Annotated in this window: 20 protein-coding genes and 3 pseudogenes; 17 read left to right on the top strand and 6 right to left on the bottom strand. The window is 41.3% G+C overall.

Annotated features, from left to right (window positions below; translation table 11 throughout):
* The first annotated feature begins 85 nt into the window (after positions 1–85).
* Together HWQ42_RS19300 and HWQ42_RS19295 are read left to right on the top strand one after the other, a co-directional pair.
* Complete coding sequence (locus HWQ42_RS19300) at positions 86–334, top strand: hypothetical protein (protein ID WP_190882096.1); 249 nt, start codon at positions 86–88, stop codon at positions 332–334.
* 226 nt (positions 335–560) lie between these two features.
* Complete coding sequence (locus tag HWQ42_RS19295) at positions 561–1,937, top strand: hypothetical protein (protein WP_292815069.1); 1,377 nt, start codon at positions 561–563, stop codon at positions 1,935–1,937.
* Between the two features lie 136 nt (positions 1,938–2,073).
* On the opposite strand, the gene pyrC is transcribed toward HWQ42_RS19295, so the two are convergent.
* Positions 2,074–3,102 carry a dihydroorotase gene (pyrC, locus tag HWQ42_RS19290; RefSeq protein ID WP_292815066.1) on the bottom strand — a complete coding sequence of 343 codons (1,029 nt, stop codon included), beginning with the start codon at positions 3,100–3,102 and terminating at the stop codon, positions 2,074–2,076.
* 302 nt (positions 3,103–3,404) lie between these two features.
* Positions 3,405–4,031: a transposase gene (locus tag HWQ42_RS19285; RefSeq protein ID WP_292815063.1), complete on the bottom strand. Its 627-nt coding sequence runs from the start codon at positions 4,029–4,031 to the stop codon at positions 3,405–3,407.
* A gap of 136 nt (positions 4,032–4,167) precedes the next feature.
* Between HWQ42_RS19285 and HWQ42_RS19280 the strand changes: the two genes are divergently transcribed.
* From HWQ42_RS19280 to HWQ42_RS19255, 6 genes and pseudogenes are all read left to right on the top strand, one after another.
* Positions 4,168–4,482, top strand: a complete 315-nt coding sequence (locus HWQ42_RS19280; protein WP_292815059.1) for a hypothetical protein — start codon at positions 4,168–4,170, stop codon at positions 4,480–4,482.
* A 249-nt stretch (positions 4,483–4,731) separates the two neighbouring features.
* Positions 4,732–8,943, top strand: coding sequence for a DEAD/DEAH box helicase (locus HWQ42_RS19275; protein ID WP_292815056.1), 4,212 nt, complete (start codon positions 4,732–4,734; stop codon positions 8,941–8,943).
* Between the two features lie 255 nt (positions 8,944–9,198).
* Positions 9,199–9,828 (top strand): SDR family NAD(P)-dependent oxidoreductase, encoded by a 630-nt coding sequence (locus HWQ42_RS19270; protein WP_292815053.1) that lies wholly within the window; start codon positions 9,199–9,201, stop codon positions 9,826–9,828.
* Positions 9,801–10,127, top strand: a complete 327-nt coding sequence (locus HWQ42_RS19265; RefSeq protein WP_292815050.1) for a phytanoyl-CoA dioxygenase family protein — start codon at positions 9,801–9,803, stop codon at positions 10,125–10,127. The genes HWQ42_RS19270 and HWQ42_RS19265 overlap by 28 nt, the downstream gene beginning before the upstream one ends.
* Before the next feature lie 87 nt (positions 10,128–10,214).
* Positions 10,215–11,660, top strand: coding sequence for an alpha/beta hydrolase (locus HWQ42_RS19260; protein WP_292815048.1), 1,446 nt, complete (start codon positions 10,215–10,217; stop codon positions 11,658–11,660).
* A gap of 205 nt (positions 11,661–11,865) precedes the next feature.
* Positions 11,866–12,234, top strand: a pseudogene (locus HWQ42_RS19255) (hemerythrin domain-containing protein); the annotation flags it as partial.
* Here the strand turns inward: HWQ42_RS19255 and HWQ42_RS19250 are convergent.
* Complete coding sequence (locus HWQ42_RS19250; RefSeq protein ID WP_292815045.1) at positions 12,217–12,453, bottom strand: DUF1392 family protein; 237 nt, start codon at positions 12,451–12,453, stop codon at positions 12,217–12,219. The pseudogene HWQ42_RS19255 and the gene HWQ42_RS19250 overlap by 18 nt on opposite strands.
* 453 nt (positions 12,454–12,906) lie before the next feature.
* Between HWQ42_RS19250 and HWQ42_RS19245 the strand changes: the two genes are divergently transcribed.
* Positions 12,907–13,116, top strand: coding sequence for a CopG family transcriptional regulator (locus tag HWQ42_RS19245; RefSeq protein ID WP_292815043.1), 210 nt, complete (start codon positions 12,907–12,909; stop codon positions 13,114–13,116).
* Positions 13,117–13,434: 318 nt separating this feature from the next.
* Positions 13,435–13,731: a hypothetical protein gene (locus HWQ42_RS19240; protein WP_292815040.1), complete on the top strand. Its 297-nt coding sequence runs from the start codon at positions 13,435–13,437 to the stop codon at positions 13,729–13,731.
* Positions 13,732–14,062: 331 nt separating this feature from the next.
* On the opposite strand, the gene HWQ42_RS19230 is transcribed toward HWQ42_RS19240, so the two are convergent.
* Complete coding sequence (locus HWQ42_RS19230) at positions 14,063–14,254, bottom strand: hypothetical protein (protein WP_292815038.1); 192 nt, start codon at positions 14,252–14,254, stop codon at positions 14,063–14,065.
* Positions 14,255–14,750: 496 nt separating this feature from the next.
* Between HWQ42_RS19230 and HWQ42_RS19225 the strand changes: the two genes are divergently transcribed.
* The 3 genes and pseudogenes from HWQ42_RS19225 (at position 14,751) to HWQ42_RS19215 (ending at position 19,521) form a co-directional block, all read left to right on the top strand.
* Entirely contained in the window at positions 14,751–15,785 is a 1,035-nt protein-coding gene (locus HWQ42_RS19225) for an AIPR family protein (protein WP_292815036.1), read from the top strand.
* A 52-nt stretch (positions 15,786–15,837) separates the two neighbouring features.
* Positions 15,838–16,092, top strand: a pseudogene (locus tag HWQ42_RS19220) (abortive phage infection protein); the annotation flags it as partial.
* 1,029 nt (positions 16,093–17,121) lie between these two features.
* A complete protein-coding gene (locus tag HWQ42_RS19215) occupies positions 17,122–19,521 on the top strand; it encodes a calcium-binding protein (protein ID WP_292815034.1) in 2,400 nt (799 codons plus the stop codon).
* 219 nt (positions 19,522–19,740) lie between these two features.
* On the opposite strand, the pseudogene HWQ42_RS19210 reads toward HWQ42_RS19215, so the two are convergent.
* A pseudogene (locus HWQ42_RS19210) lies at positions 19,741–20,494 on the bottom strand (IS5 family transposase).
* A gap of 690 nt (positions 20,495–21,184) precedes the next feature.
* On the opposite strand from HWQ42_RS19210, the gene HWQ42_RS19205 reads away from it, so the two are divergent.
* From HWQ42_RS19205 to HWQ42_RS19190, 4 genes are all read left to right on the top strand, one after another.
* Entirely contained in the window at positions 21,185–22,309 is a 1,125-nt protein-coding gene (locus HWQ42_RS19205) for a fatty acid desaturase (protein ID WP_292815032.1), read from the top strand.
* Positions 22,310–22,363: 54 nt separating this feature from the next.
* Positions 22,364–22,630 (top strand): hypothetical protein, encoded by a 267-nt coding sequence (locus HWQ42_RS19200; RefSeq protein ID WP_292815030.1) that lies wholly within the window; start codon positions 22,364–22,366, stop codon positions 22,628–22,630.
* Positions 22,575–23,621 carry an MFS transporter gene (locus HWQ42_RS19195; RefSeq protein ID WP_292815028.1) on the top strand — a complete coding sequence of 349 codons (1,047 nt, stop codon included), beginning with the start codon at positions 22,575–22,577 and terminating at the stop codon, positions 23,619–23,621. Before HWQ42_RS19200 ends, HWQ42_RS19195 begins: the two co-directional genes overlap by 56 nt.
* Positions 23,622–23,745: 124 nt before the next feature.
* Positions 23,746–24,129 (top strand): hypothetical protein, encoded by a 384-nt coding sequence (locus HWQ42_RS19190; RefSeq protein WP_292815026.1) that lies wholly within the window; start codon positions 23,746–23,748, stop codon positions 24,127–24,129.
* Here HWQ42_RS19190 and HWQ42_RS19185 read toward each other — a convergent pair.
* Positions 24,110–25,042: a hypothetical protein gene (locus tag HWQ42_RS19185; RefSeq protein ID WP_292815024.1), complete on the bottom strand. Its 933-nt coding sequence runs from the start codon at positions 25,040–25,042 to the stop codon at positions 24,110–24,112. The two genes, HWQ42_RS19190 and HWQ42_RS19185, sit on opposite strands and share 20 nt — an antisense overlap.
* Between the last annotated feature and the right edge of the window lie 63 nt (positions 25,043–25,105).

Below are 25,105 nucleotides of genomic sequence, written 5' to 3'. Positions count from 1 at the left end.
TACTTTCGTCAGATGATGCACGGATCTTGTAGAACTAAGACGAAAAACTATATTAAAGAAGTAAGTCCACAACAGTAATCAGTCAATGCCCAGTAAAACAATTGATGTCCGAGAGTACACCGTTAGAGCGCACAAGCGGGAAATTCACACTCGCGTTTTCAACTTCGTATGTAAGCAGTGCGAACAACCCACACAACGAGAAACCTTTGGTGTTCGACCTCTATATTGCGAGAAATGCCGCCCTCCCCAACCACCCAAGAAATCAGTAGTCCCTCTCAAGAAGAGAAAACCCAGAGCTATGACTTACAAGAGTGATATCAATTTGGCAAAATAGAGAACACTTTTAGAGCAAACAAGATGCCTTCTAAGTAGTTATTCTAAAAGCATCTTGGATGTGTTTTTAGCAATGAAAACGATTTCATTGCTATTATCGATGTATTGATCCCGTGATGTTGTACATATTTAGCTAGCAGCAGGTTTGATGAGCTAGTTGCATCATGATCAACAAAAAAATGTACTCATGGTACAAGGGATAGCGGTTTTGGTGAAATTAAAAGTTTATGGAAAGTCAATCACAATTACAGCCTCCTCCTGAAACCTTTCTTGCTCCCCTGTTGTCATTACGAGACTATTATGCTCCGATTGTGGAGAAGTACGAAAAGTTATACATACAAGCTTTAGCAAATCTCAATCACGTAGAAGCATTGTTGTCTGTCTGGTCTGATAACGGTCAGAAGCCAACCCTGGAGGAGATTAATCAGCCAGTTGCTTCTAGTTTAGAAAACTTGCCCCTTGAGGATAACGATTTCACGCCAGAGCCAAAAGTCAACTTGGTAAAGCCTGTTAGTTCTCAACTGCATCTAACAGAGAATTCGTCTTCTGCAAAGCAAGATATTAAAGCACCGATAGTCATTAGTGAGCCAGCCCTTCTTGCTTTAGAAAATTTATCGTTGATTAACAGCGATGCCTGTGATGATCTGCCCCTACGCACTCCTGACGTGTCAGTCAACTTGGTAGAACCTATCAATCCTGAGATTGCTCCAGCAAATGATTTAGAGTTAGAAACTCCATTCCCAGAATTTCAAAATATCGAGATGCCTTTAATAGTAAATGAGGTAGTTCCAGATACACCCGAAGATAATTCGTTACCAGTAAATAGCGATAACATTACTGAATCCGAAGTGAAGTTGGTAGAGCCGAGTCAGGCTGAAGCCTCACAAACAAATAATTTAGAAATAAATGAATCATCCTCGACATCTGGTGAAGCCGACGAGCCACCAGCGCCAACATCAAAAGAGATAGAGACACAACAAGAAACTTTAGAGAAATCCCTCTTGTGGTCAGAAATTCCAATGTTGCCGGAATATCAATCTCTCAACCGCACCGAAGCGATCCTAAAGGTATTGCAAAAACACAGGGGTACTGTATGTCACATAGATTTTGTGGTGCGATCGCTCTATGGTGATTTAGAACCAGATATTTTCAAACTAGTAAAGGGCAGAGTTCAATCTACATTAACTTATGGCAGAGAAAGCGGTAAATGGTCGCTTGTTCCTGGTAAACCAGGTTCTTTTACCCTAGATTTAAAATTGCTTAACTCGAATCGTACTAGTTCTTTTAAGAAGAGCAAAAACAGAAAACCTGACCCACAGACACAAACTAATACTATACCAATGCAAGGAGAATTTTCCGGGCAGTTTTTGATTGATGCGCTGACCTCTTTGTTGTCACAAAATCCGGGTAAAGTTTTCAATGTGGCGGAAATTATCGAAGAATTATATGGAGAACTTGATCCATCAGATGTCATAGAAGTAAAGCCCAAAGTCCTGAACGAATTATCGCGAGGGCATCGCACAGGAAGATTTTCAAGAGTACCTGAAGAAATCGGACTTTATACCTGGGACTCAAAGTTATTGCAACAGGTAAGTGCTAGCTAAAATATTAAAGTTCTGCTAAGGCGATCACCACTCAAAATGGAAGATTCGCAGACTCAAATTTGAGCCAGGATTCAAATTACTCGTTGGCCTAAGCTAACCGACAGGATTCCACAACGGCTGATGCACAATGCAAATGTCATACCATTTGCCATGTCATTTCCTGCCCCGCCCCCAAAGGTACAAGCCCAGATTCCATAAATGGAACTTCATCAGGAACGCGCCAAGTCGTTTTGGACAAGGTAATTCGCTCGGTATTACGCGGCAGTTGATAAAAATCTGGGCCATAGAAGCTAGCGAACGCCTCCAATTTATCCAGGGCTTTCACGCTTTCAAATGCTTCGGCATACAACTCAAGGGCGTGCAGAGCTGAAAAGCATCCCGCGCAGCCACAGGAACTTTCTTTGCTGGTGCGGGTATGGGGAGCGCTATCGGTACCTAGAAAAAACTTCGGATTCCCTGATGTTGCCGCTTGCAACAAAGCCTGACGATGCTCCTCCCGTTTCAAAATGGGCAGGCAATAAAAATGGGGGCGAAGGCCGCCTTTGAACAGGGCATTACGGTTAAACAACAAATGTTGTGGCGTAATTGTTGCCGCGATGGTGTTGGCAGACAGGACATACTGCACCGCATCGGAGGTGGTGATATGCTCAAGCACCACCCGCAGGTTGGGAAATCGCTGCTTGAGGGGGATTAAATGTCGCTCGATAAACACCTTCTCGCGATCGAACGTATCAACATCGTTATCGGTCACTTCTCCGTGCAGTAATAACGGCATGTCCACCTGCTGCATCGCTTCAAAGACGCGATCACCCTTCCGAATATCCGTCACACCGGAGTCTGAGTTGGTCGTTGCACCGGCTGGGTAGTACTTGACCGCTTTGATAAACTGGGATTCTTTCGCCCGGAGAATGTCGTAGGGGCTGGTGTTGTCGGTGAGGTAGAGTGTCATCAATGGCTCAAACTGTTGTCCCTCTGGAATGGCGGCGAGGATGCGTTCGCGATAAGCTGCCGCATCTGCCACCGAGCGGATAGGGGGCTTCAAGTTCGGCATGATGATCGCGCGGGCAAACTGACGCACCGTGTAGGGCAGAACCGCTTTCAGTGCTGCACCGTCGCGGAGATGCAGATGCCAATCGTCAGGTCGGGTGATGGTAAGCTTTTGCATCCTTTCATTATAAAACGGCAACAAGGACCTCATGAAAATAGGGGCGATCGCTATCTATGAGACTGTACTGAATGGCACTAAGAAAAGCCGAAACCCTTGCGGTTTAAGCAGTTTGCAATTGCTTGCGTAATTCATGCCGGGGTTTGGTCATCAAGGGGTAAATTTTTGGGCGACGTTTACGGACTCGTGGTTCACTACGACCTGGGCGTTCTGGAACAGTCTTATGAGCAATAACTTTTAGCAAAGTGTGATAAAGTCGGAAACGTCTTTGATCAGAAGCAGCTGATAATTTGGGAATAAAGTTAATTAAATGGTGGCGAGTACCTTGCTTTCGATTTGCGTAATGGAGGAGTGGTGTAAGTAGTTCCAGCCGACCACATCAAACTACGAAGTAAATTGTAAGCCAGCAAAAAAACGAAAATTTCTTTACGTACCATTGAAGGTGTTTTACATCGTAGAACATCCATACCCAAGGTAGTTTTTATATGTCTTAAATCTAGCTCAACATCCCAACGTTTACCGTAAAGCCCAACAATTTCAAGAGTAGAATAAGAAGATTTCTCTAAAAGAGTAGTAATTAAGCTGACTTGTTGAGTGCGAAAACCAGGAATAACAATGTAATAGTAAACTTCCCGTACAGTTATGGAAGGAGGTAGAGCATCAAATTCATCTTTGCTCAACCCTTGTGAGCATCTTTTAGGTTTATACCAAGTAACCAACTTGTCACAATCGCCAACAATTTTACCTTTTCGCATGGTTGTTGTGCGAGATTGATGCTTACGAAACACAGCATCACAACCAAGCTTGGCAATAGAAACCATATCGGCATAAGCACAAAAGGCTCTATCTCCTAAAAGTACATCATTTGGTTTGAGAAAACTGTACAACCTCCGAACTATACTTAACCAACAAGCAGTATACAGAAGCATTCGCAACTTATCAACAAGCACTTGCTACTTATGAAACTGCCATTCAACATCTTGAAGTGGCAGACACACTTCGCAAGCAATAGTTTATTGGTCTAATACCAAGCTTAGGTGTAAATCAAGCCATCCATTCAGTCCAATGCGGCGCATCTGTCACCAGTTGAGCAAACTTTTGAGAGCAAGCGTCTTCAAACTCCAGGATCACGCCGCAACTTCAGGCGTAACCCCTTCCATCCTTGAGCTTCTTGCGTTTCGAGACTATGGTAAGATTCAAGACTATGCAGGAGAAACTTGGTTGACGCTCAAACAGGATTTACTGCAAACACTGCAAAATCAGCCAGATTTGGGAATAAGAGAAGCTCAAGTCGATATTTTCCTCCATGAAGGATTAATTAATGATGCAACTAAAACAGTAGAGAGAGATACTTACTATGATTCCAAACTGGTTCATTGAGTCATGGATGCAGCAGTTTCCCATCGTCAAGATTGGGTAATTGATAACGCAAAGCAGACGGGCAGAACCAATTATGGAACAAGGGAAAGCTGACCGTTATAAGCTGCGGTTAATTGGCTAAAAAAAGTCAAAGCTGGTTATATTAACTAGGGTAAAAAGCTGAATGGTCTGCTTATCGCTCAAAATTAGAAGCGGCTCATGGACGTAAACGTAAATTAATGAAATTATTTAAAGAACTGAATTAATAGTATGATTAAATTGGCCGATGATACCACAAAACTGCAAAAAAACCTCGTCCATATATATTTCGAGTTACATCCTTCCTTACAAAGGATTATCCAGTTATTTTCGGTAATTTATGCACCGATAGATAAAAATTCATTTGTAAGTTGTATTAGTAAGACTGGCGCTTTAGATGAAAACAATAAACCTTGGGGTACTAAAACCCTTAGTCCCCAAATTGATAAATTGTTAAAAGCAGGTTTGTTAGTACAGTCAAGTAGATCGAGTCCTGAATGTCATCCGTTACTCACAGAAATTGCTACTCGTCATGCTGTACAAACCGGACAGTTTGAAATCCTCGTCACAGCAGTAGAAGAGAAGCTACCAATACGTACTCACTGGAATAGAGATTCTCGGATTTTCTCCAGTCTGCGCCAGTGTATCAGAGAAATCCGCATTGGTATTTATCGCCAAGACCTTAGTTTTATTAATCAGCAAATTGAAGATTACCAGAAGTACAGTGATAGTGAAGAAAAAATAATAATAGAAAATATCTTTGAGCAGATATACAATAATCCATTTGATGCAGATTGGTTTAAGACCCTTCCACTTGGATTATATGAAAGTGGTATATCCAGTATCCTCTTCAATTCAGCCTTAAAATTATCCGCTTCGGAAGATGCGTTGATGCTGCTAGAAGAAGAATGCTCTGACAGTGAAAAACATTGCTCAGATTATCTACATCTGATTTTGACAGAACAACTGTTGTTACAGGGTTGTACCCAAGAGGCACAAGAAAGTCTCGAGCGTGTATCAAATGAATATCAAAATAACGCTGCTATCTTTTGGGGTTGGTTAAGTTTTCTGCGGGGTGAAAATGAACAAGCCATAAAATATTATACAGATGCCCTGAAAGCGATCAAAAAGGCTACAGGCAAACGGCAAATATATTTCAATACAATTGGGGGCTTATTTTTCATCCTGGCACTTTTAAAAGATGGTTCAGCGCAACGCCTCAAAGAAGCAGAAGAATATAGCAATTTGATGTCCCGTCAAGGGGATCATTGGCTAAGGTTCACTTATGGCAGACTGAACATGGTACTGCAAGTTCACCTTGGTGATATTACCCAAAAACAATTTGTAGTCAGTGGTCATATTTCTTCTGTGGAAGAAGAAAATAGCTTACAAACATTATTTTGTTCGCTATGCCTTTACTGGATGGATGCCGAAAGTGCTAAAAAACGCTTACCGAATTTATTAGAGCCATTATATAAGCGATCGCTCGCCTCCGGTTATCATTGGTTGGCAATGGAAACCGCAGAACTCCTATCCAAACTCAAACCAAGTAGTAACTATAATAAACTTGCTCCCGCACTGCGAGAAGATAGCAATATCCAAACCATCGTAGACTTAATTCGACCCCAAGAAGCTTGGGAAATGTGCCTTAATGCCCTGGCAAATCTCCAATCAAGACCACAAACATCCTTAAAACCAGAATCGGAACTGCGTTTAGCATGGTTCATCACCTTCTATCCCAGCAGATGTGTCTTGCAACCACGAGAACAAAAAGTGAATGCCAAAGGGGAATGGAGTAAAGGTCGCCCCATAGCCCTCAAGCGTCTGAATAGTGCATTATCTGAGTTTGATTACATCACATCCCAAGATATGCGGGTATGTAGTTGTATTGAGGTATATAGTGAAGGCTATTACGGCAAAGTTGATTATACCTTCGGTGAAAAAGCCATCTCTGCTTTAATTGGACACCCGTTGGTTTTTTGGGAAGATACACCTACTATCCGTGTAGAAATTGTCAAGGGAGAACCGGAACTACTGGTTAAAAAAGGGAAACTTGATCGTCTCACCTTGGAATTTTCTCCCAAATTACCAGAATCACAAAATATTCTGCATATCAAAGAAACTCCAACCCGCATCAAAGTCATTGAAATTACTGCCGAACATAGACGCATTGCAGAGATTATTGGTAAAGATAATAAATTAAACGTGCCTGCCTTCGCCGAAAAGCAAGTTTTGGCAGCGATCAATGCCGTCTCTGGCATCGTTACCGTACATTCTGACATTGGTGGCGGACTCGAAAGTGCAGAAGAAGTACCCGCCCAGACTCTACCCCATATTCACCTTTTACCTGCCAATGCCGGCTTGAAAGTCGCGCTTTTGTCGCGCCCCTTTGCCCAAGGTGGTCCCTACTACCGTCCTGGTACAGGTGGTGAAACTGTAATTGCCGAGATTGACGGGAAACGTCTGCAAACCAGACGAAATCTACCCCAAGAGAAACAGCTTGCTAAAGCTGCCATCAAAGCCTGCCCCACCTTGACGCGAACTGAAGAACAAGATGGTGAATGGGTTATAGCTGACCCAGAGGACTGTTTAGAATTGCTGTTAGAACTGCAAGCACTGGAAAGTAGCGTAGTCATAGAATGGCCACAAGGAGAAAAACTGCGTGTTAGCTACAATGCCGATTTGAAAGACTTTAATTTATCAATTCAACGTCAGCAAGACTGGTTTGCAGCAACTGGGGAGTTGAAATTGAATAACGACCTAGTGCTGGATATGCAGCAACTACTAGAACTATTAGATAAAACGCCCAGCCGTTTTATCCCTCTTGGTGATGGTCAATTTTTGGCTTTAACTCAAGCTTTTCGGAAACGCCTCGACGAATTACGGATGTTTTCGGAAAAGCATAGTTCATGTATTCGTTTTCATCCCTTGGCGACGTTAGGGTTAGAAGATTTTGTCGATGAGGTAGGTAAGGTAAAAGCAGATAAACATTGGAAGGCACATAGAGAGCGACTCCATGAGGTGCAGAACCTCCAGCCAGAATTGCCATCTACGCTTCAAGGAGAACTACGCGACTACCAGATGGAGGGTTTTTGTTGGCTAGCGCGGCTGGCACATTGGGGTGTAGGAGCTTGTTTGGCAGACCAAATGGGACTTGGTAAGACCTTGCAGGCATTGGCTGTCATTCTCAGAAATGCCCATGAAGGGCCAACCCTAATTATTGCGCCGACTTCCGTGTGCATGAATTGGGTGAGTGAAGCGCAGAAGTTTGCCCCAACTCTGAATATTATTCAATTTTCTGGTGCTAACCGCCAAAAATTATTAGATGGGTTACAACCATTGGATATGTTGGTATGCAGCTATGGTTTATTACAGCAGGAAGAAGTAGCGCAAATGCTTTCTGGTGTACAGTGGCAAACGATTGTCCTGGATGAAGCCCAGGCGATTAAAAATATGACCACTAAACGTTCACAGGCAGCCATGAACCTAAAATCTAATTTTAAGTTGCTGACTACTGGGACTCCGATTGAGAATCACCTGGGTGAGTTGTGGAATTTATTCCGTTTTATTAATCCTGGGTTATTGGGTTCTTTTGAAAGCTTCAATCAACGTTTTGCTACCCCCATTGAAAAATATCAAGATAAACTTGCACGTAATAAACTCAAAAAACTGATTCAACCATTTCTGTTGCGGCGGACAAAAAATCAAGTATTAGAAGAGTTACCCTCTCGTACCGAAATTCTATTGCATGTAGAGTTAAGTCGAGAGGAAAAGGCATTCTATGAAGCGTTGCGCCGCCAGGCAATATCTAAACTTACCGAAACTGATGCAGAAGCCGGAAAGAAACATTTGCAAGTTTTGGCTGAGATTATGAAACTGCGTCGCGCTTGCTGTAATCCCAGCCTCGTTATGCCTGATACTGAATTACCCAGTTCCAAGTTACAGCTTTTTGGTGAGGTGCTGGGTGAACTTCTGGAAAATCGTCATAAAGCCTTAGTGTTTAGTCAGTTTGTTGACCATTTGCACATTATCAGAAATTATCTGGAGCAGCAAGGTATTAATTATCAATATCTAGATGGCAGTACTTCAGTGGCAGAGCGGAAAAAACGGGTGGATGCATTTCAAGCTGGTTCAGGAGATGTCTTTCTGATTAGTCTCAAGGCAGGGGGTACAGGACTGAATCTGACTGCGGCTGATTATGTGATTCATACAGACCCTTGGTGGAATCCCGCAGTTGAAGACCAAGCCTCAGACCGCGCCCATCGCATTGGGCAACAACGCCCAGTTACTATTTATCGTCTAGTAGCAAAGGATACTATTGAAGAAAAGATTGTGCAATTGCATCAGCACAAGCGAGATTTGGCAGACAGCTTATTGGAAGGTGCTGATATTAGTGGCAAGATATCAACAGAAGTCTTATTACAGTTGATTAGTGAAGGTTAAGGCATTTACCAAGGCTTTTTTGACAATAATCGCTCATTCAGTAAGTTGCTTTTATCTGACTTGAGCGATCGCAAAACTTGTTGCGCCATAATTATTACCTGGAAATAAGGTTTTGGCACGGTGATGCCTAACCGCCCAATTCAAATTATAGAGGGATTTAATCATGATGCAAGATGATGAAATACTTGACGTTATATTAATACTGACTATATTTCTGGCAATTAGTTGGAAATAAATACTAAGAGAGCGGAAATTATGCAAGTGTGTCTGGTTACAGGTGGTAATTCTGGTGTAGGTTTAATGACTGCTATAGGTTTAGCCAAATTAGGCAATTATGTATTTATTGCCTGTCGTTCGGCAAATAAAGCCGCAAAAGCTATAGACTACATCCGCCAAACCACCGGAAATGAAAATGTGAAATTTTTACCTCTTGATCTAGCCTCTTTAGATTCAGTTCGTAAGTGTGTAAAATTATTTAATGGCTATAATTTGCCATTACATATATTAGTCAACAATGCGGGTATATTCAACAACAGAGGTACAACCAAAGAAGGTTTTGAACTGATTTGGGGAACGAACTATTTAGGTCATTTTTTGCTGACTTATTTATTACTAGAGAATTTGCAAAAATCTGCTCCTAGCCGCATTATTATGTTAGCATCAGATTTGGCATTGTCTCCAAGTGGTATTGACTGGAATTTACTAGTTAAAAGAACACCTTTAAATTTCCTAAAATTATATGCCATTTCAAAACTATGTTTATTGCTTTTAACAAGAGAACTTTCTCAGCGATTAAATAATTCTCAAGTCACTGTTAACGCCATACATCCAGGCTTTGTACAATCAAATATTACTATATGGCATCGTCTCAGTATATTTACTTAAAAAGTTGTCAGATAAAAGGAACCGATCCTTTTAGTGGAAATAACTTTTTTGAAATCATTGAGGAAGTTGCAAAACAAGCTATTCCTGTAGTGTTACGTCCTGGTGAGTTTGTACTATTTACTAATACACTATTACATCGCTCAGTACGTAATAATAGCGGTAAAGTCAGACTTTCTTTAACGCTAAGGTTGACTCAACCAGGGGTAAAAGTTTTACCAGGTTATACTTCTAATTACCAGAAGCCTGTAATTTTGCAATCACAAAATAGCGTTGATCTTAAGAGAATGTCTGAGAAGTAAGAAAGCTCACGTAACAGTATCCTGTCGTGAGAACAAATACTTAAGTATTGAAAATAATTTTGCAAGAGGTATATTAACTAGAAGCCTATGAACAATAAGCGTTTACTGACGCTCATTTTGGCACTATTAGTAATTGCTATTTCTTGGTGGAGAGTAATGGCGCTACAGGTGTCTTTTACAGTAAAGCAAATGGTCTCTGATGGTGTGCCCCTATTATACATAGTGTCAGAGAATGCAAAAAATGTACCGGGCGTTTTAATAGCACATGGATATGCAGGTTCTAAGCAGTTAATGCTTGGGTACGCCTACACGTTAGCAGATGCAGGTTACGCAGTGATGGTGTGGGACTTTGATAGTCATGCAGCTAATACTAAACCGTTAGAAAAAAACTCTCTTCAGCAAAATCTTGATGTTGCTTATAAAGCACTTGTAAAACAACCAGAGGTAGATAGATCGCGTTTAGCTACTTTAGGCCACTCAATGGGTAGCGGTGCAGTAATGTCTGCTGTTATCAATGATGTCAGTCGTTATGCGGCAACCGTAGCTATTTCTCCTACAAGTGCTTCAGTTACACCAAAAGCTCCTGATAATCTGCAATTGCAAGCAGGAAGCTGGGAAGGTAGATTTATTGTCAATGCAAAACGGTTACTTAAAACCGCAGGTGGAGAAAATAAAAATTTATTTCAGGGCAAGGGAAGAGAGCTAGTAATTATTCCTAATGCAGAACATATTACAATTTTGTTTCGTAATCAAAGCCACCAAGCAGCTAGAAATTGGCTTGATGCTACTTTTGGAAGCCAGCGTCAAAGCAACTATGTTGATTATCGAATGATTTGGTACGTTTTACACTTATTAGCGTGGTTAATAATACTAGGAGCAATTGCTCCGGTTTTAAGTACTTCTTTCCTCCCTAGTAAGGTAGAACAGCTAAAAAGCTGGGCAGGCTTGTTAATAGCGCCTTTTATCGCAAGTGGTACACTTTTAGTAGGTAATCGACTTGGTGATATTGATAACTTAGGTGGAGTTTTAGTAGGCACAGCAGTAAGTATTTGGTTTGGTGCAGCAGGATTAACTTGGCTTGTGATTATGTCACGAATGCAACGACCTACAGTTAGAGGTTTAGGAATCGGCATTGTTCTATTCATAGTGTTATGGATTGGTTTCGGAGCGATGGCTCAAGTAGTGTGGTTACAGTGGTGGCTAACTGGAATACGTTTGCAATTGTTTCCTATACTTGCACTTATTAGTTTTCCTTGGTTTTTAGCATCAGGTATAGCCCAACAAAATCTCTTGTTTGGAAAACGTATTTTGTGGTGGGTAGGACAAAGTGCAGCCTTAATGGGAGGTTTTATTTTAGTACTTTACTTGTTACCAAATCTTGGGTTTATTTATCTTTTACTGCCCTTGTTCCCTATACTTGTGGCTATTTTTTCATTTACTTCTAGCTTACTTAACGAATATTGGAGCTATGCCATCGGTAATGCCTTATTCTTTGGATGGATGTTAGCAGCAACTTTTCCTCTAGCAAGCTGAAACTACGATCAATTTTGCTCTCAACCCCAGCGATGAGATTCATCAGCACAGCCCGCAGTCCCAGCCATTGAAAATGTGATCGCTGTTTTGAGCAAAAAAAGTAAAAATAGAGAGGAATGTTACGCTTTGAGTTTTCTTAGAATTGGATACAGGTTAATTATTTCGTGTAAGAGTTCTACTAACAGAGGCTTTCATTAAATTTAGCAAGCTCCAAGAGTATTTTGGGCAGCTTTACAAAGATTTATTAGGACATGCTCAAGCTGAAGAAGTTGTATACCCGCAAGTGCACTCGTTTTATGGCGATGACAATACTCAATAACTGTACGATGAGCAAGCCAAAATGAAACGGATGCTTGATGAAATTAAATCTATTAATCCTGGTTCAGCCGACGAGTTCAGATCAAAAATTAAACAGTTGATGGATACAGTCGGGGATCACATTCGTCAAGAAGAGAGTACTATGTTCGCGGCGATTAACAGAAATTGCAGCGATGTAGAAAAAGATCAAATGGCTACTGATTTCAAAGCTGCCAAGAGCAAGATTCAGCAAGAAATGTCAGCCTCCATACAATAGACTTCTTGGCATTGTAGGCAAGTAAAGTATTTCACCGCGACAAACAATTGCATAAACCCACTCCGGGCTTTCCCAGTAAACACCACAGCAGTAACCTAACAAATTGTAGGTTGGCAGGAAAACTTTTTCTCGCATCTGAACTGCTAATGGAGGCATAGCTTGACCCCACGGAGGAGAAATATGCCAGCAAGATTCCAAAAGTGTAATTTGGTTAATCATAATGCTTTACGGCTCTAATTTTAGACACTTCAGATTTACTGATTGCGCCAACAGCGAGTAAATGTGAGAGCCATTTTTATTTCCTCAATTCCCTTAATTCGATCCAATCTTAAAAGCCTAGTTTATGCCTACTAAATAAGAAATGTCTTTATATAATCATCTCTATCCAAAGGTTTGAAGCTTTGTAAAGAATCACTGCATTCGTAGATACAAATTAAATTTCAAGCATTTATCAGTAATAAAACTTTCTCTTGCGAAAGCACCACTTTTAATCCCTGTTACAAAACGTAATTGCGTAAAGCTTCGGCATAGCTTTGCTTAGAGCGTAGCCCACTGTGAATTCTTTTAATATCTACGCTAATCCGAAAAATCGTAATTTTGGCTTATCAGATTACTAAGAGATGTACAAATAATGTATAATTTGTTTCCAAAAGTAATAAGTCGTCAAAGTGAATGGTCAATAAAAAATGGGCTGTTAAACGGCTAACAGTAAATCTCACGGCAACAGAGACACAGAAATTGTCAGAATACTGTGCAAGAACAGGAAGACCCATTAACGATGTGATTCGAGAATTGCTGCGTTCTTTAAAGGTTGACAGTGCAGAAGTATCGGAGAACTCACCATCTCCTGAAGTTTCAGAATTAGCTCGGCTTCAAAAATAAGTCAATCAATGAAGAAGAGGATATTACAGGGATGTTCATAAGACTCAAATGATGCTTGTAGGAATTAACAGTCAACTCAAACCATAGTGCAGCAAGCTTTCTGGTGTGACGGTCAAATCAGAAAATAAATTTAGCTGCTTGGGTTCCAAGGTGATTAATGGGAATGTACAAACCAGTAGATTATCCCCCACAACTGGATGGAGTTAAACCTGTTAGCAGCTTACTAGAGCGATCGCGCTTTGCATTTTGGGTATTTTAAAATAGCGTTTACTAAGTACAGCTATGTTTAAAGGATTTAGTCACCCAAAGAAGAAAGCAGTGCTTGAGGACAATGAACTGACCACAGGGATTGTTCAGCATCCAGTTACGGGACTTTGGCAGACATGGATATCATTTACAGGTAATGATATTCAATGTATTACCGCCCATGCTAACCCTGATGATGCTGACCGGGTAACGAAACAGATGGCTTCGGCTTGGAGTGAAGGGAAATATAAAACTGGGGAAGAGGTAACAGCTTTTATTAAATCTTTGCCTACTGATGCTGTCATAGACCCATTACCCCAAAATATTGTGATGCAATTAAGTCAGCAGGCATTAGGCGCAAAGGAGTAAGTACGAACATCTTAAATTGAATCATCCATCCAACCGCATTCACAATCCCAATGCACTCTTGAGGTGTAGTCTCGGTCAAACTCAGCATTGCATCGGGGACATCTACCAGTAAACATCGGATGCCAATCAAGTAACTCCAGTTTTGCTGTTGTGTCTACCTTTGTTGTGGTTGCACAATTAACTCGCCGTTGTAATAAGTCGCTCCTTCTGAGTAAAAAAACTAAAATCAAACAAAAGTAGACTGGATAATATTTTCTACTTTAAAACATAAAACTAATTTGTGGGTTAACTAGCGATCGCTTGGCTTGAATTGGGAATCCTAAAGACCGCTTCAACTGTTTTGATAAATCGAATCACGCCCAGCTTTTGCTGCCGCCTCAGCGCTATAGTAAATCGGATAGTCGCCAAAGACCGTTCCATCGGGGCTAATAATCCGAAACTGCCAGCATTTACCAGGAGTGTAAAATATGACTAAAACACGAGAGTGAATGCAAACAACTGAATGAATCTTAGTGGTAGTCATGGTACTGTGCAGTTGCGGTTGCTGAATATTAGTAAAGCAGCCATTCTCATAATGAGAATAAGTATAAATACGTTTTAAGTGGAACTAACAGATCAAGCCTAGTTATAAATTTTCTAGATTTTTTTAAAATTAGCACTTTTTGCAACTAACTTAAGTATGAATAATAGTCTATCTTAAGTTAGTTGCAAAATACAGCACTTAGACTGTTACTTGATAGTTTCAAAGAGCTTTCCATAAAGAGAGTACCTAAAAATCAAAGGTTTTAAGTACTCTTTATCGAAACTAGGATTTAGGCACTGTAAAGATTAAGCATAATGTTGCTGTTAATTTCGGCTTTTCATCTGTGTCACCTCTTTGCAGGTTAAAATAATTTGACTACCCCGATACTGAGATATGCTGTAGTCCAATCTCTAACGGTACTCGGCATTTTGAGAAATGCGGTATCAGGGTCAGGGTTTTGGTTAACATAGAAATTCTAGTTCCCAAGAAATAGACTATGCCCAAGACTTGGAATATTAAAATAGATAACTATTTTCAAGCCAAGCCCAATTGCATCATCGCCACCGCCCATGTAGACAGCTTCCCTATAGACCTGCCGCTAGAACCGAACATCCGGGAACCAAACCGCAAAAGTGCGACCTACAGACAAATCTTCGACTCACTAACGACCGAACCTGCAAAATTCTTCTCTCGCCACAGTGGAATCGTTCTGTCAGCCAATAAAGTTAAACCCAACAGAAATAAAACTGAACTCGAACTAGAGATTTTAGAAGCTAACGAGGGCGGTAGCGATGGAATTATCAACGGTGGGCATACAGTTTTAGCCTTTGAGCAAGCGAAAAATTACAAATATGACCTAACCCAAGCCAGAGTAAAAGTTACGATTCACATCGGGCTGACTGAAGAATCAGCCAAAGACATAGCCCTGGCTTCAAATACCACAACGCCAGTTGATTCTCGCTCTAAAGTCAACGCCAGAGGTGACTACAAATTCATCAAGCAGTATTTAGCCCAGTTAGAGAGAGCAGAAGATAGGAAATTCCGCATCGCTTATTATCAAAACCAAAGCGGCGCTCCCAGAAATGCCCAATGTAATGTCAACCATTTGCTGAAGTTGATTAACTGCCTCGATAGAAATAGATACAACCCCGACGGCAATAAACGAACCAAACACCCAGCAGGTATGAGTCCCCCATCTAACATCACAGACACGGAAAGGGAAAGATTAACTGCACTTTTGCCTCTGCTTTCTCAAGCCTTGTGGATAGAGCAAAGGCTCTATGAAATAATTCAAGACCATATCAGCAACCCCAGAAGGAAGGGTAGCAACGATTTAGCATCAATTGATATACGTAAAACTACATTGTTGCCTGACAGCAAATACTCCTTTGGGTTTGGTGCGCCAACTGACTTGGCACTACCGATAATTGCGTCCTATCGGGTATTTTTGGACAAGGACTATAAATGGATTTTGCCGTTTACAGCACTTCCGGCAGCTATGAGGTACATCCTAAAAGCTGAAAGCAATTAGATAGGAGAGGGGCAAGGAGAAAACTCTATTGCATAATAGCCGGAAGCGCTGTAACGAATTCGCCGAAGATTTTTTGCAACACTTGTGGAATAACTATTTCCGCAAATACTTGGTATCGGAGAAAACAGCAGGGAATACAGTCGGTACAAAAATCAGCCGCAATCAAGAGATTTGGGAAAGTTTGTACATTTCGGCGCAGAGTTATCTAAATCAGCACTTAGTGAAAATGGTCAACTCTAGTAAGCAAGAAGAAGAATTGAAGGTGACACAAGGTGCAAACAATCTTGGGAAAAGGGAAAAGGGATGAACTCAAAGCGACTACTGCCCCCAAATAGCTTTTTCTGGCGTCACTGTGCCATCGCAACCTTATTGAGGGTGGAACGCTATAGCTTCAAATACTTGATGGGTAAAGAGTATAACCTAGTACCCTTTTCCCATTCTCGGTAAATTAATTAATTAATTAATTAATCAATAAATAATGTTAAGAATATCCCTCTTTTGTCAGAGTGGGAGAATCCAATCGCCCAAACGGTTACAGGGCTTTAATTTCCACGTTTTGTCTATAAATTTTAGTTTCTGTTAGAAAATAAAGCCTCAAACCTTGATGAAATCAAAGTCTCAGAGTTTGACTGAGATTATTGTTTTCCGAGAGTGACAAAACAGGGATATGCTCTCAATGTGTTTTGAAACAAAGATATTTAGCTAAATACGGTAGTATGTGGTTAGTGTTGGGTTATTGAGATGTTCTCTATTTTCAGACTAAATATTTAAGTAAGATTGCCCATGAAAAGGGTATAAAAATAATTTCGCCCAACCATTAATTATTTTCTCTTCTATAGGAATAGTATTTGATTTCACTAAAAGTTATATAGGGGAGCTAGCCGAGAGTACAGCACCAAATCCTTGATGACGGTGCGTTACAAACTGCCTTCTAACACAGCCTACAATACCTAATTTTGTTCAAAAATAAAATATTATTCCGGCTCTCCTAGACTAGTTATAGAAAATTAATACTTGATATCAGGTTAAGTCCTTATATAGTAAGGGATTCAAGAATCAGAAAGCATATTTTTATTAAATCTTTGATTCTGTTTTAGCGAAACCTAGTTACATCAGGTATTTTAACTGTTTTTTAGTATTAATTTATCAAACGAAATCTGGGAGAGCCATTATTCCTATAGTAAAACTTTAACGCTAGCAAGAAACCAAATATCAAGTCAAGAATAAAGTATGCCGAAAATATCAAATTTCGGTGGATTATTTGTGTGCTCAACAGCACAAACAGCAGGTTGAAAACTAAAGTTACTGAAAAGTTAGATAGATGTAGATAAAAGCTATGACAAACATCATGGGAACCAACGGTAACGATACCCTATTCAGCAGTAATGACGCTGACACGATTAACGGTAAAGCAGGGAATGATACCTTGGACGTTGAATATTCAACAGGCAATAATACTCTCATTGGTGGCACTGGTAACGATACCTTGAACGCTGAATATTCAACAGGTGATAACACCCTCAACGGTAGCCCTGGTAATGATATGTTGAGGGCTAAGGGTTCAAAAGGTGATAACCTGCTTTCTGGGGGCGATGGCAATGATTTTCTTGACATTTTTGGTGACTTCCTCCTGGAATCCTTCGGCGACCTCAAGGACTTTGTCTCAACAGGCAATAACACCCTCAACGGAGGCTCAGGTAACGATACATTGGGTGCTAACGGTTCAAAAGGTGATAACCTGCTCTCTGGAGGCGATGGCAATGATAATATCTCCATCTCTGGCAGATTACTCACTCTGTTCAGCAACGCCGGGAATTCGGACTCCGACTCTGTCTCAACAGGCAATAACACCCTCAATGGAGGCGCAGGTAACGATACATTGAGTGCTAGCGGTTCAACAGGCGAGAACCTGCTCTCTGGGGGCACTGGCAATGATTTTCTTGACATTTCTGGCGCATTCAGCATTGCATACAGGACTAATGAAGACTCTCGCTCAAAAGGTAATAACACCCTTAACGGAGGCTCAGGTAACGATACATTGAAGGCTAGCGGTTCAATAGGTGATAACCTGCTTTCTGGAGGCGATGGCAATGATTTTCTTGACATTTCTGGTGACTTCCTCCTGGAATCCTTCGGCGACCTCAAGGACTCTGTCTCAACAGGCAATAACACCCTTAACGGAGGCTCAGGTAACGATACATTGAAGGCTAGCGGTTCAATAGGCGATAACCTACTTGATGGAGGGACAGGTGATGATTTGTTGTTTGTCGATTACAAGAATGCTACCGGTGGGATCGCTACAACTTTTAATGCCACTACTAAGACTGGCTCAATTACAGCAGGCACGAGTAGGATTAGTTACAAGAATATCGAACGATTCAATATCTTAGGTACAGCCTTCGATGACAATATTGTGGGGAACTCTGGCAATGATACGCTCTCTACGGGATCTGGTGGCAAAGATACGATAGATGGGGGTAAGGGTGATGATTTCTTATTCGTCGATTACACCAATGCTACAGGGGGTATCGCAACAACTTTTAATGCCACCACTAACATTGGCTTAATTACCGCAGGCACGAGTGGGATTAGTTACAAGAATATCGAACAATTAAATATTTTAGGTACAGCCTACAATGACAATATTGTGGGAACCTCTGGTAATGATACGCTCTCTACGGGATCTGGTGGCAAAGATACGATAGATGGGAGTAAGGGTAACGATTTGTTATTCGCCGATTACACCAATGCTACAGGGGGTATCGCGACAACTTTTAGTGCCACCACTAACATTGGCTTAATTACCGCAGGCACGAGTGGGATTAGTTACAAGAATATCGAACAATTAAATATTTTAGGTACAGCCTACAATGACAATATTGTGGGAACCTCTGGTAATGATACGCTCTCTACGGGATCTGGTGGCAAAGATACGATAGATGGGAGTAAGGGTAACGATTTGTTATTCGCCGATTACACCAATGCTACAGGGGGTATCGCGACAACTTTTAGTGCCACCACTAACATTGGCTTAATTACCGCAGGCACGAGTGGGATTAGTTACAAGAATATCGAACAATTAAATATTTTAGGTACAGCCTACAATGACAATATTGTGGGGACATCCGGCAATGATACGCTCTCTATGGGATCTGGTGGCAAAGATACGATAGATGGGGGTAAGGGTGATGATTTGTTGTCCGTCGATTACAGGAATGCTACAGGGAAAATCACTTCAACTTTTAATGCCACTACTAAGACTGGCTTAATTACAGCAGGCACGAGTGGGGTTAGTTACAAGAATATCGAAAGATTAAATATCTCAGGTACAACCGACAATGACAATATTGTGGGGACTTCTGGCAATGATACGCTCTATGGGGGGAATGGCAATGATACCCTCTATGGGGGGGATGGTATTGATACCTTTGTTTTTAATGAGTACTATCAAAACGTTGATAGCCTTTATGACTTCAACGCCACCAATGAAGTGATTCAGGTATTAGCTAGTAGTTATTATGAGAGTCTTGGTGGGTTATCACCAGGCACACTCTTGGCTACTCAGTTTACCATCGGAACATCTGCAACTACTAGCGAACAGCGATTTATCTACAACAGCGCTACAGGTGGACTGTTCTTGGACGTAGATGGTAGTGCATCTGGGTTTACTCAGCTGCAATTTGCACAATTATCTGCTGAGTTGTCACTAACCAACAACAATTTTGTAGTTGTTTAATCTGTATTAGTGCTTTGCCATCACTAAGCGGTAGGGGTTGCGAGGTGCTATTTTTAGCATCTTGCAATCGAATGCGAGATGCTAGTTATTTTGGTAAGCGATCGCAATCCTTAGTAGTAGGTGGGCGCAATTGAAGCTAACTGGCGATCGCGTTCAGCTTTGACCACAAAAGAGAGCTGTCATTTGTTTTTTGTTAGAGACCATTTATAAAGTAAATCTTTAGGCTGTAAGACGACGTAACATAATCCGTGTCATAACTGCATAAATGGCAGCCTCGCTCATTTCAGGAAGTCGCTCATAATCCTTACTGAGACGACGATATTGGTTGAACCATCCAAAAGTTCGTTCAACAACCCAGCGCTTGGGTAAAATCTCAAACCCAGACCCCAAACGATTCATCACCTCAACACGAGCTTGAATCATTAACCAAACTGAGAGTGCAAATTTGTCACCGTTATACAGCGCTTCCGGCTATTATGCAATACAGTTTTTCTCCTTGCCCTCTCCTATCAAAGCTTTCAGATTTGGGGATGTACCTCATAGCTGCCGTAAGTGCTGTAACCAGCATCTACCCACATCACCTCAACCTGTTCTAATATCTCTGGATGCTCCTCCAAAAGCTCCATTAAGGCATAAGCAGCAAGCAATCGTTCTGGGTCATTTGCTTCGCTAACTACAACTTTGAGTAATAATCCTAGACTATCAACCAACGTTTGGCGTTTCCTTCCTTTTACTTTTTTGCCCCCATCAAAACCATACACATCCCCCTTTTTTCAGTCGTTTTTACCGACTGACTATCTGCTGCGATGCCTACGGCGAGCTTCGCTAACGCTGTTGGTTGGGTTGACTTACCTAGTTGTTGGCGAACTTGGTCACGTAAAGTATGATTCATCTGCTCCCAGATGCCTTTTTTTTCCCACTTACGGTAGTAGCTGTACACGGTTGAACTCGGTGGAAAATCTCGTGGCAGCATATCCCATTGACACCTAGGGCGGCCGCATCATGTCAATAAGACTAGTCTATTCTCAATAGACTCAAAAATAATCTCATTAATCCCTACTTATTGACAAAGATTTTAGCGATCGCTTTAAGCCTTGGAAAATAAATCAAGCCAGAAATAACTGATTTTTCGTTGGGTCTTAATCCTGTCCGTGATCAAGAGTACTTTAGATGCGTTTGCCCTGCTTCACCCTCCAGTTTCTCCCCTGCGATCTAATTGGGTTTTACTTGCGATCACAATCACTTAACTCATCTATAATCTCATCCATTTTCCCAGCAGTCACAACATACAATCCCCATCAAGATATTCTTCTGGTGCTAAAAGTTGAACCTCAGATTGAGGTTACTTTTTTACACCAATTAAAAATTACTCCACCCGATTGCTACGAACAAGTTTGCAAGCGTTGGTCAGAATTTCAACCAAGCTTAATGCCCTAATACTTACTTTATTCCTCAATGCTCAAACCACAATTAAGCAAGATTCCGAAACCTACTCGCTACCAAAATGCGGCGATAGATTATTACATGGGACTCACAAATTCCGACTATCTCCGTTTGTACGAGCTGCGCTATCCTACATTAGGCGGCGCTGTCAAGTCAATGCTACCAGTTATTTCAACTTACCCCAAAAAGAACTTCAGCCGCTAGGAGAAAGTTTTATTTAATGGAAACCACAGTGAAAAAGTCGGATTTTGTCCTCAGTCCTTACATGAACAGCAGCGACTTGCGGGCAACTTATCAAATCCTGAATACGGTTGTGCCTTATGTGGTTTTATGGTTTTTAGCATACAAAGCAGCTGCTATTTGTTTTTGGTTGCTTGCGCCTACTATGGTTTTGATGACGCTGTTTTCAGCGCGTTGTTTTTCTTTAATGCATGATTGCGGACACTATTCACTCTTTCGTTCAAAAAGGGTTAATCAGATTATCGGTTTTATTCTGGGGGTGATAAACGCGATCCCTCAATATCCGTGGTCAAGAGGACATGCCTATCACCACAAAACCAACGGTGATTGGCAACGCTATCGCGGTCCTAGTGCATTACTCTCTACTGAGGAGTTTGCTCGCCTCAGTCCATCTGCCCAAAGGCGTTATGAATTACTGAGGCACCCATTGATGATCTTTCCGGGAGGTTTTTTCTATGTCGCGATTAAGCCAAGACTCGCCCTGATTGCCGGAACATATGATTTTATCACTCATCTACTGACTTGCTTGCAGCAAGATCCTTTTATGGATTTACCTCGAATCATCTCCTCTCATAAGTCTAGAAATTGGTACACTGCGGCTGAATTTTGGCATTTGTTGTTCAATAACATTTGTGTAGTCGGCATCTGGATTTTTCTGGGGTATTTACTTGGATTTGGTTTTTTCGTGAGCGTTTACTCAATCACGCTAACTTGTGCTGCGGCAATCCTCATCTGCGTCTTCTTTGTTCAGCACAACTTTGATGGCACTTACGCCCACAAAACTGAAGGGTGGGACTATCTCGAAGGAGCAATTAAGGGCAGCAGTTATCTGGAGTTACCCACCGTTTTAAAGTGGTTTTCCGCCGATATCGGCTACCATAACATTCATCATCTTTGCGAGAGAATCCCCAATTACAACCTCCAAGCTTGCCACAATCAAAATATTCACCTGCTTAGAAGTGCAAAAACGCTGCGAATGGTAGATATTCCTGATTGCTTCAAATACATTCTGTGGGATTGTCCCTCCAATCGCCTCACGTCGATAGCATCGTTTCGTCAAGCGGCACAATCCATCGACCTAGAGAGAGCCAACTTGAAATTTTAGTCAGGGCGTGATTGTTTTGACTTATTATCTACTGGATAAAACACTACCTTATTCATGATTGCAAAAGTCTGTGCTGCTTTGCAGATATCGCCAAAGGCACTTCCCCTCATTTGTCTCATCAGTGCTGAATTCCTCTCACAATTGGGGAATCAAATTGCTGCAATTGCCATTCCCATTCTGGTGCTGCAATTTACACACTCGCTGATCGCGACTGGCATCGCTGGAGCAGGAAGTATCATTCCGATTGTGTTGGCTGCCTTCATCGGTGGAAAAGCGATCGATCGATCGATTTGGTGCATGGCAGGTGAGCATTGTAGCTGATGTTTTTAGCAGTCTCTCAGTTCTATTATTACCATTCATTTTTATCGAATTCAAATCAGTATCCCTGATTTTTATTTTCTTGCTGGTGTTTGTTGGTGCGTTATTTGATCCAACAGCAGTTTCAGCCCGTCATACCCTCATTCCAAAATTTGTCAGACTCGCGGGAATTCCCTTAGACAAGGTGAATGGGTATCGCGGTAGTCTGGAAAATGGAGCAGATTTGTTAGGTCCAATCGTCGGCGCAGGGTTAATTAGCTGGATTGGAACTGTCAATACATTGTTCGTTAACGCAGCCAGTTTCTTTGTTTGTGCTGTAGTATTTGCGATCGCAGTTCCACGTTCACGCCATCAAGAGTTTAAGCATGATTTGGTTGAGCCAATTGCCGGAATTCGGTTCATTCTCCAGCAGCGTCAACTAAGATCGCTCACTTTTAGCGGCATGGTACTTAATTTTGTGCTGCTGCCATTTCTCAGTCTCTTGCTTCCAGTGTTAGCCACCCAGAAATTTGCCAATCCTGCCCTACTGGGTCTTTGTTTAGCTGGATTTGGTATGGCAGCAACTCTGGGTGCTTTATCCTACGCAAGGTTGACAAAACGATTTTCTCGTTCAGCCATTTATTACAGCGGTTTACTTCTCACTGCGATCGCCATTCTGCTGTGCGCCATCGTCGAAACTCCAACTGCGCTGATTCTAGCGGTTAGTTTTGGTGGTTTGCTATTAGGCGCAGGAAATCCTCTAGAACAGACGATTTTGCAAGAAGTGACACCCAGTCGAATAGCTGGACAGGTTTTTACATCACACAGCGCAATCACTTTTACCGCAGGAATTTTCGGGTTACTGATTGCGGGTGTAATCGCAGAATTAAGCAGCGTCGAATGGGTATTGAGCCTGAATGGGAGTTTGTTGGCGATCACAGCGGCGAGCGGCTGGTACTTCATGCCACTATTGGATTGCATACGAGCTACAGGAGACAACCGAAGATCATCTTGATGCACTCAACAGGTGCTGAAAAGTAAAACAGGCTTAACTCGATGACACGAATTTGTCTCAACATAATTTAATTAGTCACTGTAGAATAGTTAACGCACTGAAGTGCCGTTGAGCATTGAGATAAATGAATTCGCAAAATGAACTCCTAAAACAGCAGTTGATAGAAGCGATTTCTTGTCAAAATCTGCAAGAAATTCAAAAAATCCTAACCCTAGCACAATTAGAGGATGAGACAATAATCCTCAAAGAAGCTCTCGTGCAAGTAGAGTATGTAAATTTTGTTTGGTTCTTGCAAGAATACGTAGGCAAGGAAAGTTATCAACAAGCCGTAAAGGATGTATCGACAAGCATGACTCAAAAACTAGTTAAAGGAGGTTTCAAGCCAGGGGTTGATTTCAACTTACACCCAGATGGTAGGATGTTGGCATCAAAGGAGGCAAATGAATATTTAGAAAATTATCAAGTTAATTCTGACCCAACATTGGGAATCAACTTAACCGGAACATGATCTTAGCAAGCTTGCCAAACCCTTGAGTAAAGGCATATTCAATCTCTGCGGGATCACAAATCTCTGTTAGTTTGGATTTCAGCCCAGGAAGTTCTCTAACCTCAATACACATATTTACATATACATCTTTAATTTCCACATGGAACAGGCCAGCATTTATGTTTAAAAAATCACCTGTTAGCATTGAACAGTGAGTTAAAGATTCAAGCCATTGTGATTTGTACTTCACTCTAAAATAATTATCGCCTAAATTCTTTTTGAACTTAGATGACTTCTCCTGTGGTTTTGGTTCCCAGAATATACTATTCTCTAACTGCCCAAGGGCTTCTATTGTCGCTATATTAGTCGCCACATTGCTACTGCCTTGTTGTTTAAGCTTTTTCTGTTCAACAAAAGACATAGCCAGGATGCGGTTCTTATGCCGCTCAAAAGCTTCCTTGTACAGTTCCCATGCTTTTTTGGTAATTGCTGATTGGGACGGCTCAACCATTTTAACGATTTCGCGCCAATCACCAAGAGTAAATTTGGTAATATTTTCAATAAAAGCGATGAAAATGGCGCTATAAATTTTAGTGGGACTCGCACCCCGTAAACCTTGCCTTCTGATGGTATCAGTAACTAAGTCTAATCTGTAAGTAGAAACAGAAAGGTCAATTTCTGCAAGCTCAAGGCTAAAACCCTGCCTAAGTCGAATTCTGCTAAAACTTGGCTTTGCAGAATTTTCTTTAGTAATAAAATCAATCATTTCACCGCAGCTTGGACAAATAGCTTGGTGATGTTGAATCACCACTCCATCCTCGTCAACTTCGGCTTCAATTTTAGCTAATTCATCAGTTAGCGGTTTAAAAATATGGGTGCAATGCTCACATTGGATTAAGCCTTTATTTTGTGTTTCTGATATAGTTTTAGGCAATAAACTCCGGCTCTCCAAGAGTAGTTATGTTAAAATAACATGAATAAACAAAATAACCATCAA

The organism is Nostoc sp. JL23 (genome assembly GCF_017115065.1).
Taxonomy (GTDB): Bacteria; Cyanobacteriota; Cyanobacteriia; order Cyanobacteriales; family Nostocaceae; genus Nostoc; species Nostoc punctiforme_A.
This window is presented reverse-complemented; position numbering and strand designations above follow the sequence as displayed.

Excerpts from the sequence above, each read along its gene's own strand:
- HWQ42_RS19300 (WP_190882096.1), top strand. The coding sequence starts at position 86 with ATGCCCAGTAAAACAATTGATGTCCGAGAGTACACCGTTAGAGCGCAC.
- HWQ42_RS19295 (WP_292815069.1), top strand. The coding sequence starts at position 561 with ATGGAAAGTCAATCACAATTACAGCCTCCTCCTGAAACCTTTCTTGCT.
- pyrC (WP_292815066.1), bottom strand. The coding sequence starts at position 3,102 with ATGCAAAAGCTTACCATCACCCGACCTGACGATTGGCATCTGCATCTC.
- HWQ42_RS19285 (WP_292815063.1), bottom strand. The coding sequence starts at position 4,031 with ATGCTTCTGTATACTGCTTGTTGGTTAAGTATAGTTCGGAGGTTGTAC.
- HWQ42_RS19280 (WP_292815059.1), top strand. The coding sequence starts at position 4,168 with ATGCGGCGCATCTGTCACCAGTTGAGCAAACTTTTGAGAGCAAGCGTC.
- HWQ42_RS19275 (WP_292815056.1), top strand. The coding sequence starts at position 4,732 with ATGATTAAATTGGCCGATGATACCACAAAACTGCAAAAAAACCTCGTC.
- HWQ42_RS19270 (WP_292815053.1), top strand. The coding sequence starts at position 9,199 with ATGCAAGTGTGTCTGGTTACAGGTGGTAATTCTGGTGTAGGTTTAATG.
- HWQ42_RS19265 (WP_292815050.1), top strand. The coding sequence starts at position 9,801 with ATGGCATCGTCTCAGTATATTTACTTAAAAAGTTGTCAGATAAAAGGA.
- HWQ42_RS19260 (WP_292815048.1), top strand. The coding sequence starts at position 10,215 with ATGAACAATAAGCGTTTACTGACGCTCATTTTGGCACTATTAGTAATT.
- HWQ42_RS19250 (WP_292815045.1), bottom strand. The coding sequence starts at position 12,453 with ATGATTAACCAAATTACACTTTTGGAATCTTGCTGGCATATTTCTCCT.
- HWQ42_RS19245 (WP_292815043.1), top strand. The coding sequence starts at position 12,907 with ATGGTCAATAAAAAATGGGCTGTTAAACGGCTAACAGTAAATCTCACG.
- HWQ42_RS19230 (WP_292815038.1), bottom strand. The coding sequence starts at position 14,254 with ATGACTACCACTAAGATTCATTCAGTTGTTTGCATTCACTCTCGTGTT.
- HWQ42_RS19225 (WP_292815036.1), top strand. The coding sequence starts at position 14,751 with ATGCCCAAGACTTGGAATATTAAAATAGATAACTATTTTCAAGCCAAG.
- HWQ42_RS19215 (WP_292815034.1), top strand. The coding sequence starts at position 17,122 with ATGACAAACATCATGGGAACCAACGGTAACGATACCCTATTCAGCAGT.
- HWQ42_RS19205 (WP_292815032.1), top strand. The coding sequence starts at position 21,185 with ATGGAAACCACAGTGAAAAAGTCGGATTTTGTCCTCAGTCCTTACATG.
- HWQ42_RS19200 (WP_292815030.1), top strand. The coding sequence starts at position 22,364 with ATGATTGCAAAAGTCTGTGCTGCTTTGCAGATATCGCCAAAGGCACTT.
- HWQ42_RS19190 (WP_292815026.1), top strand. The coding sequence starts at position 23,746 with ATGAATTCGCAAAATGAACTCCTAAAACAGCAGTTGATAGAAGCGATT.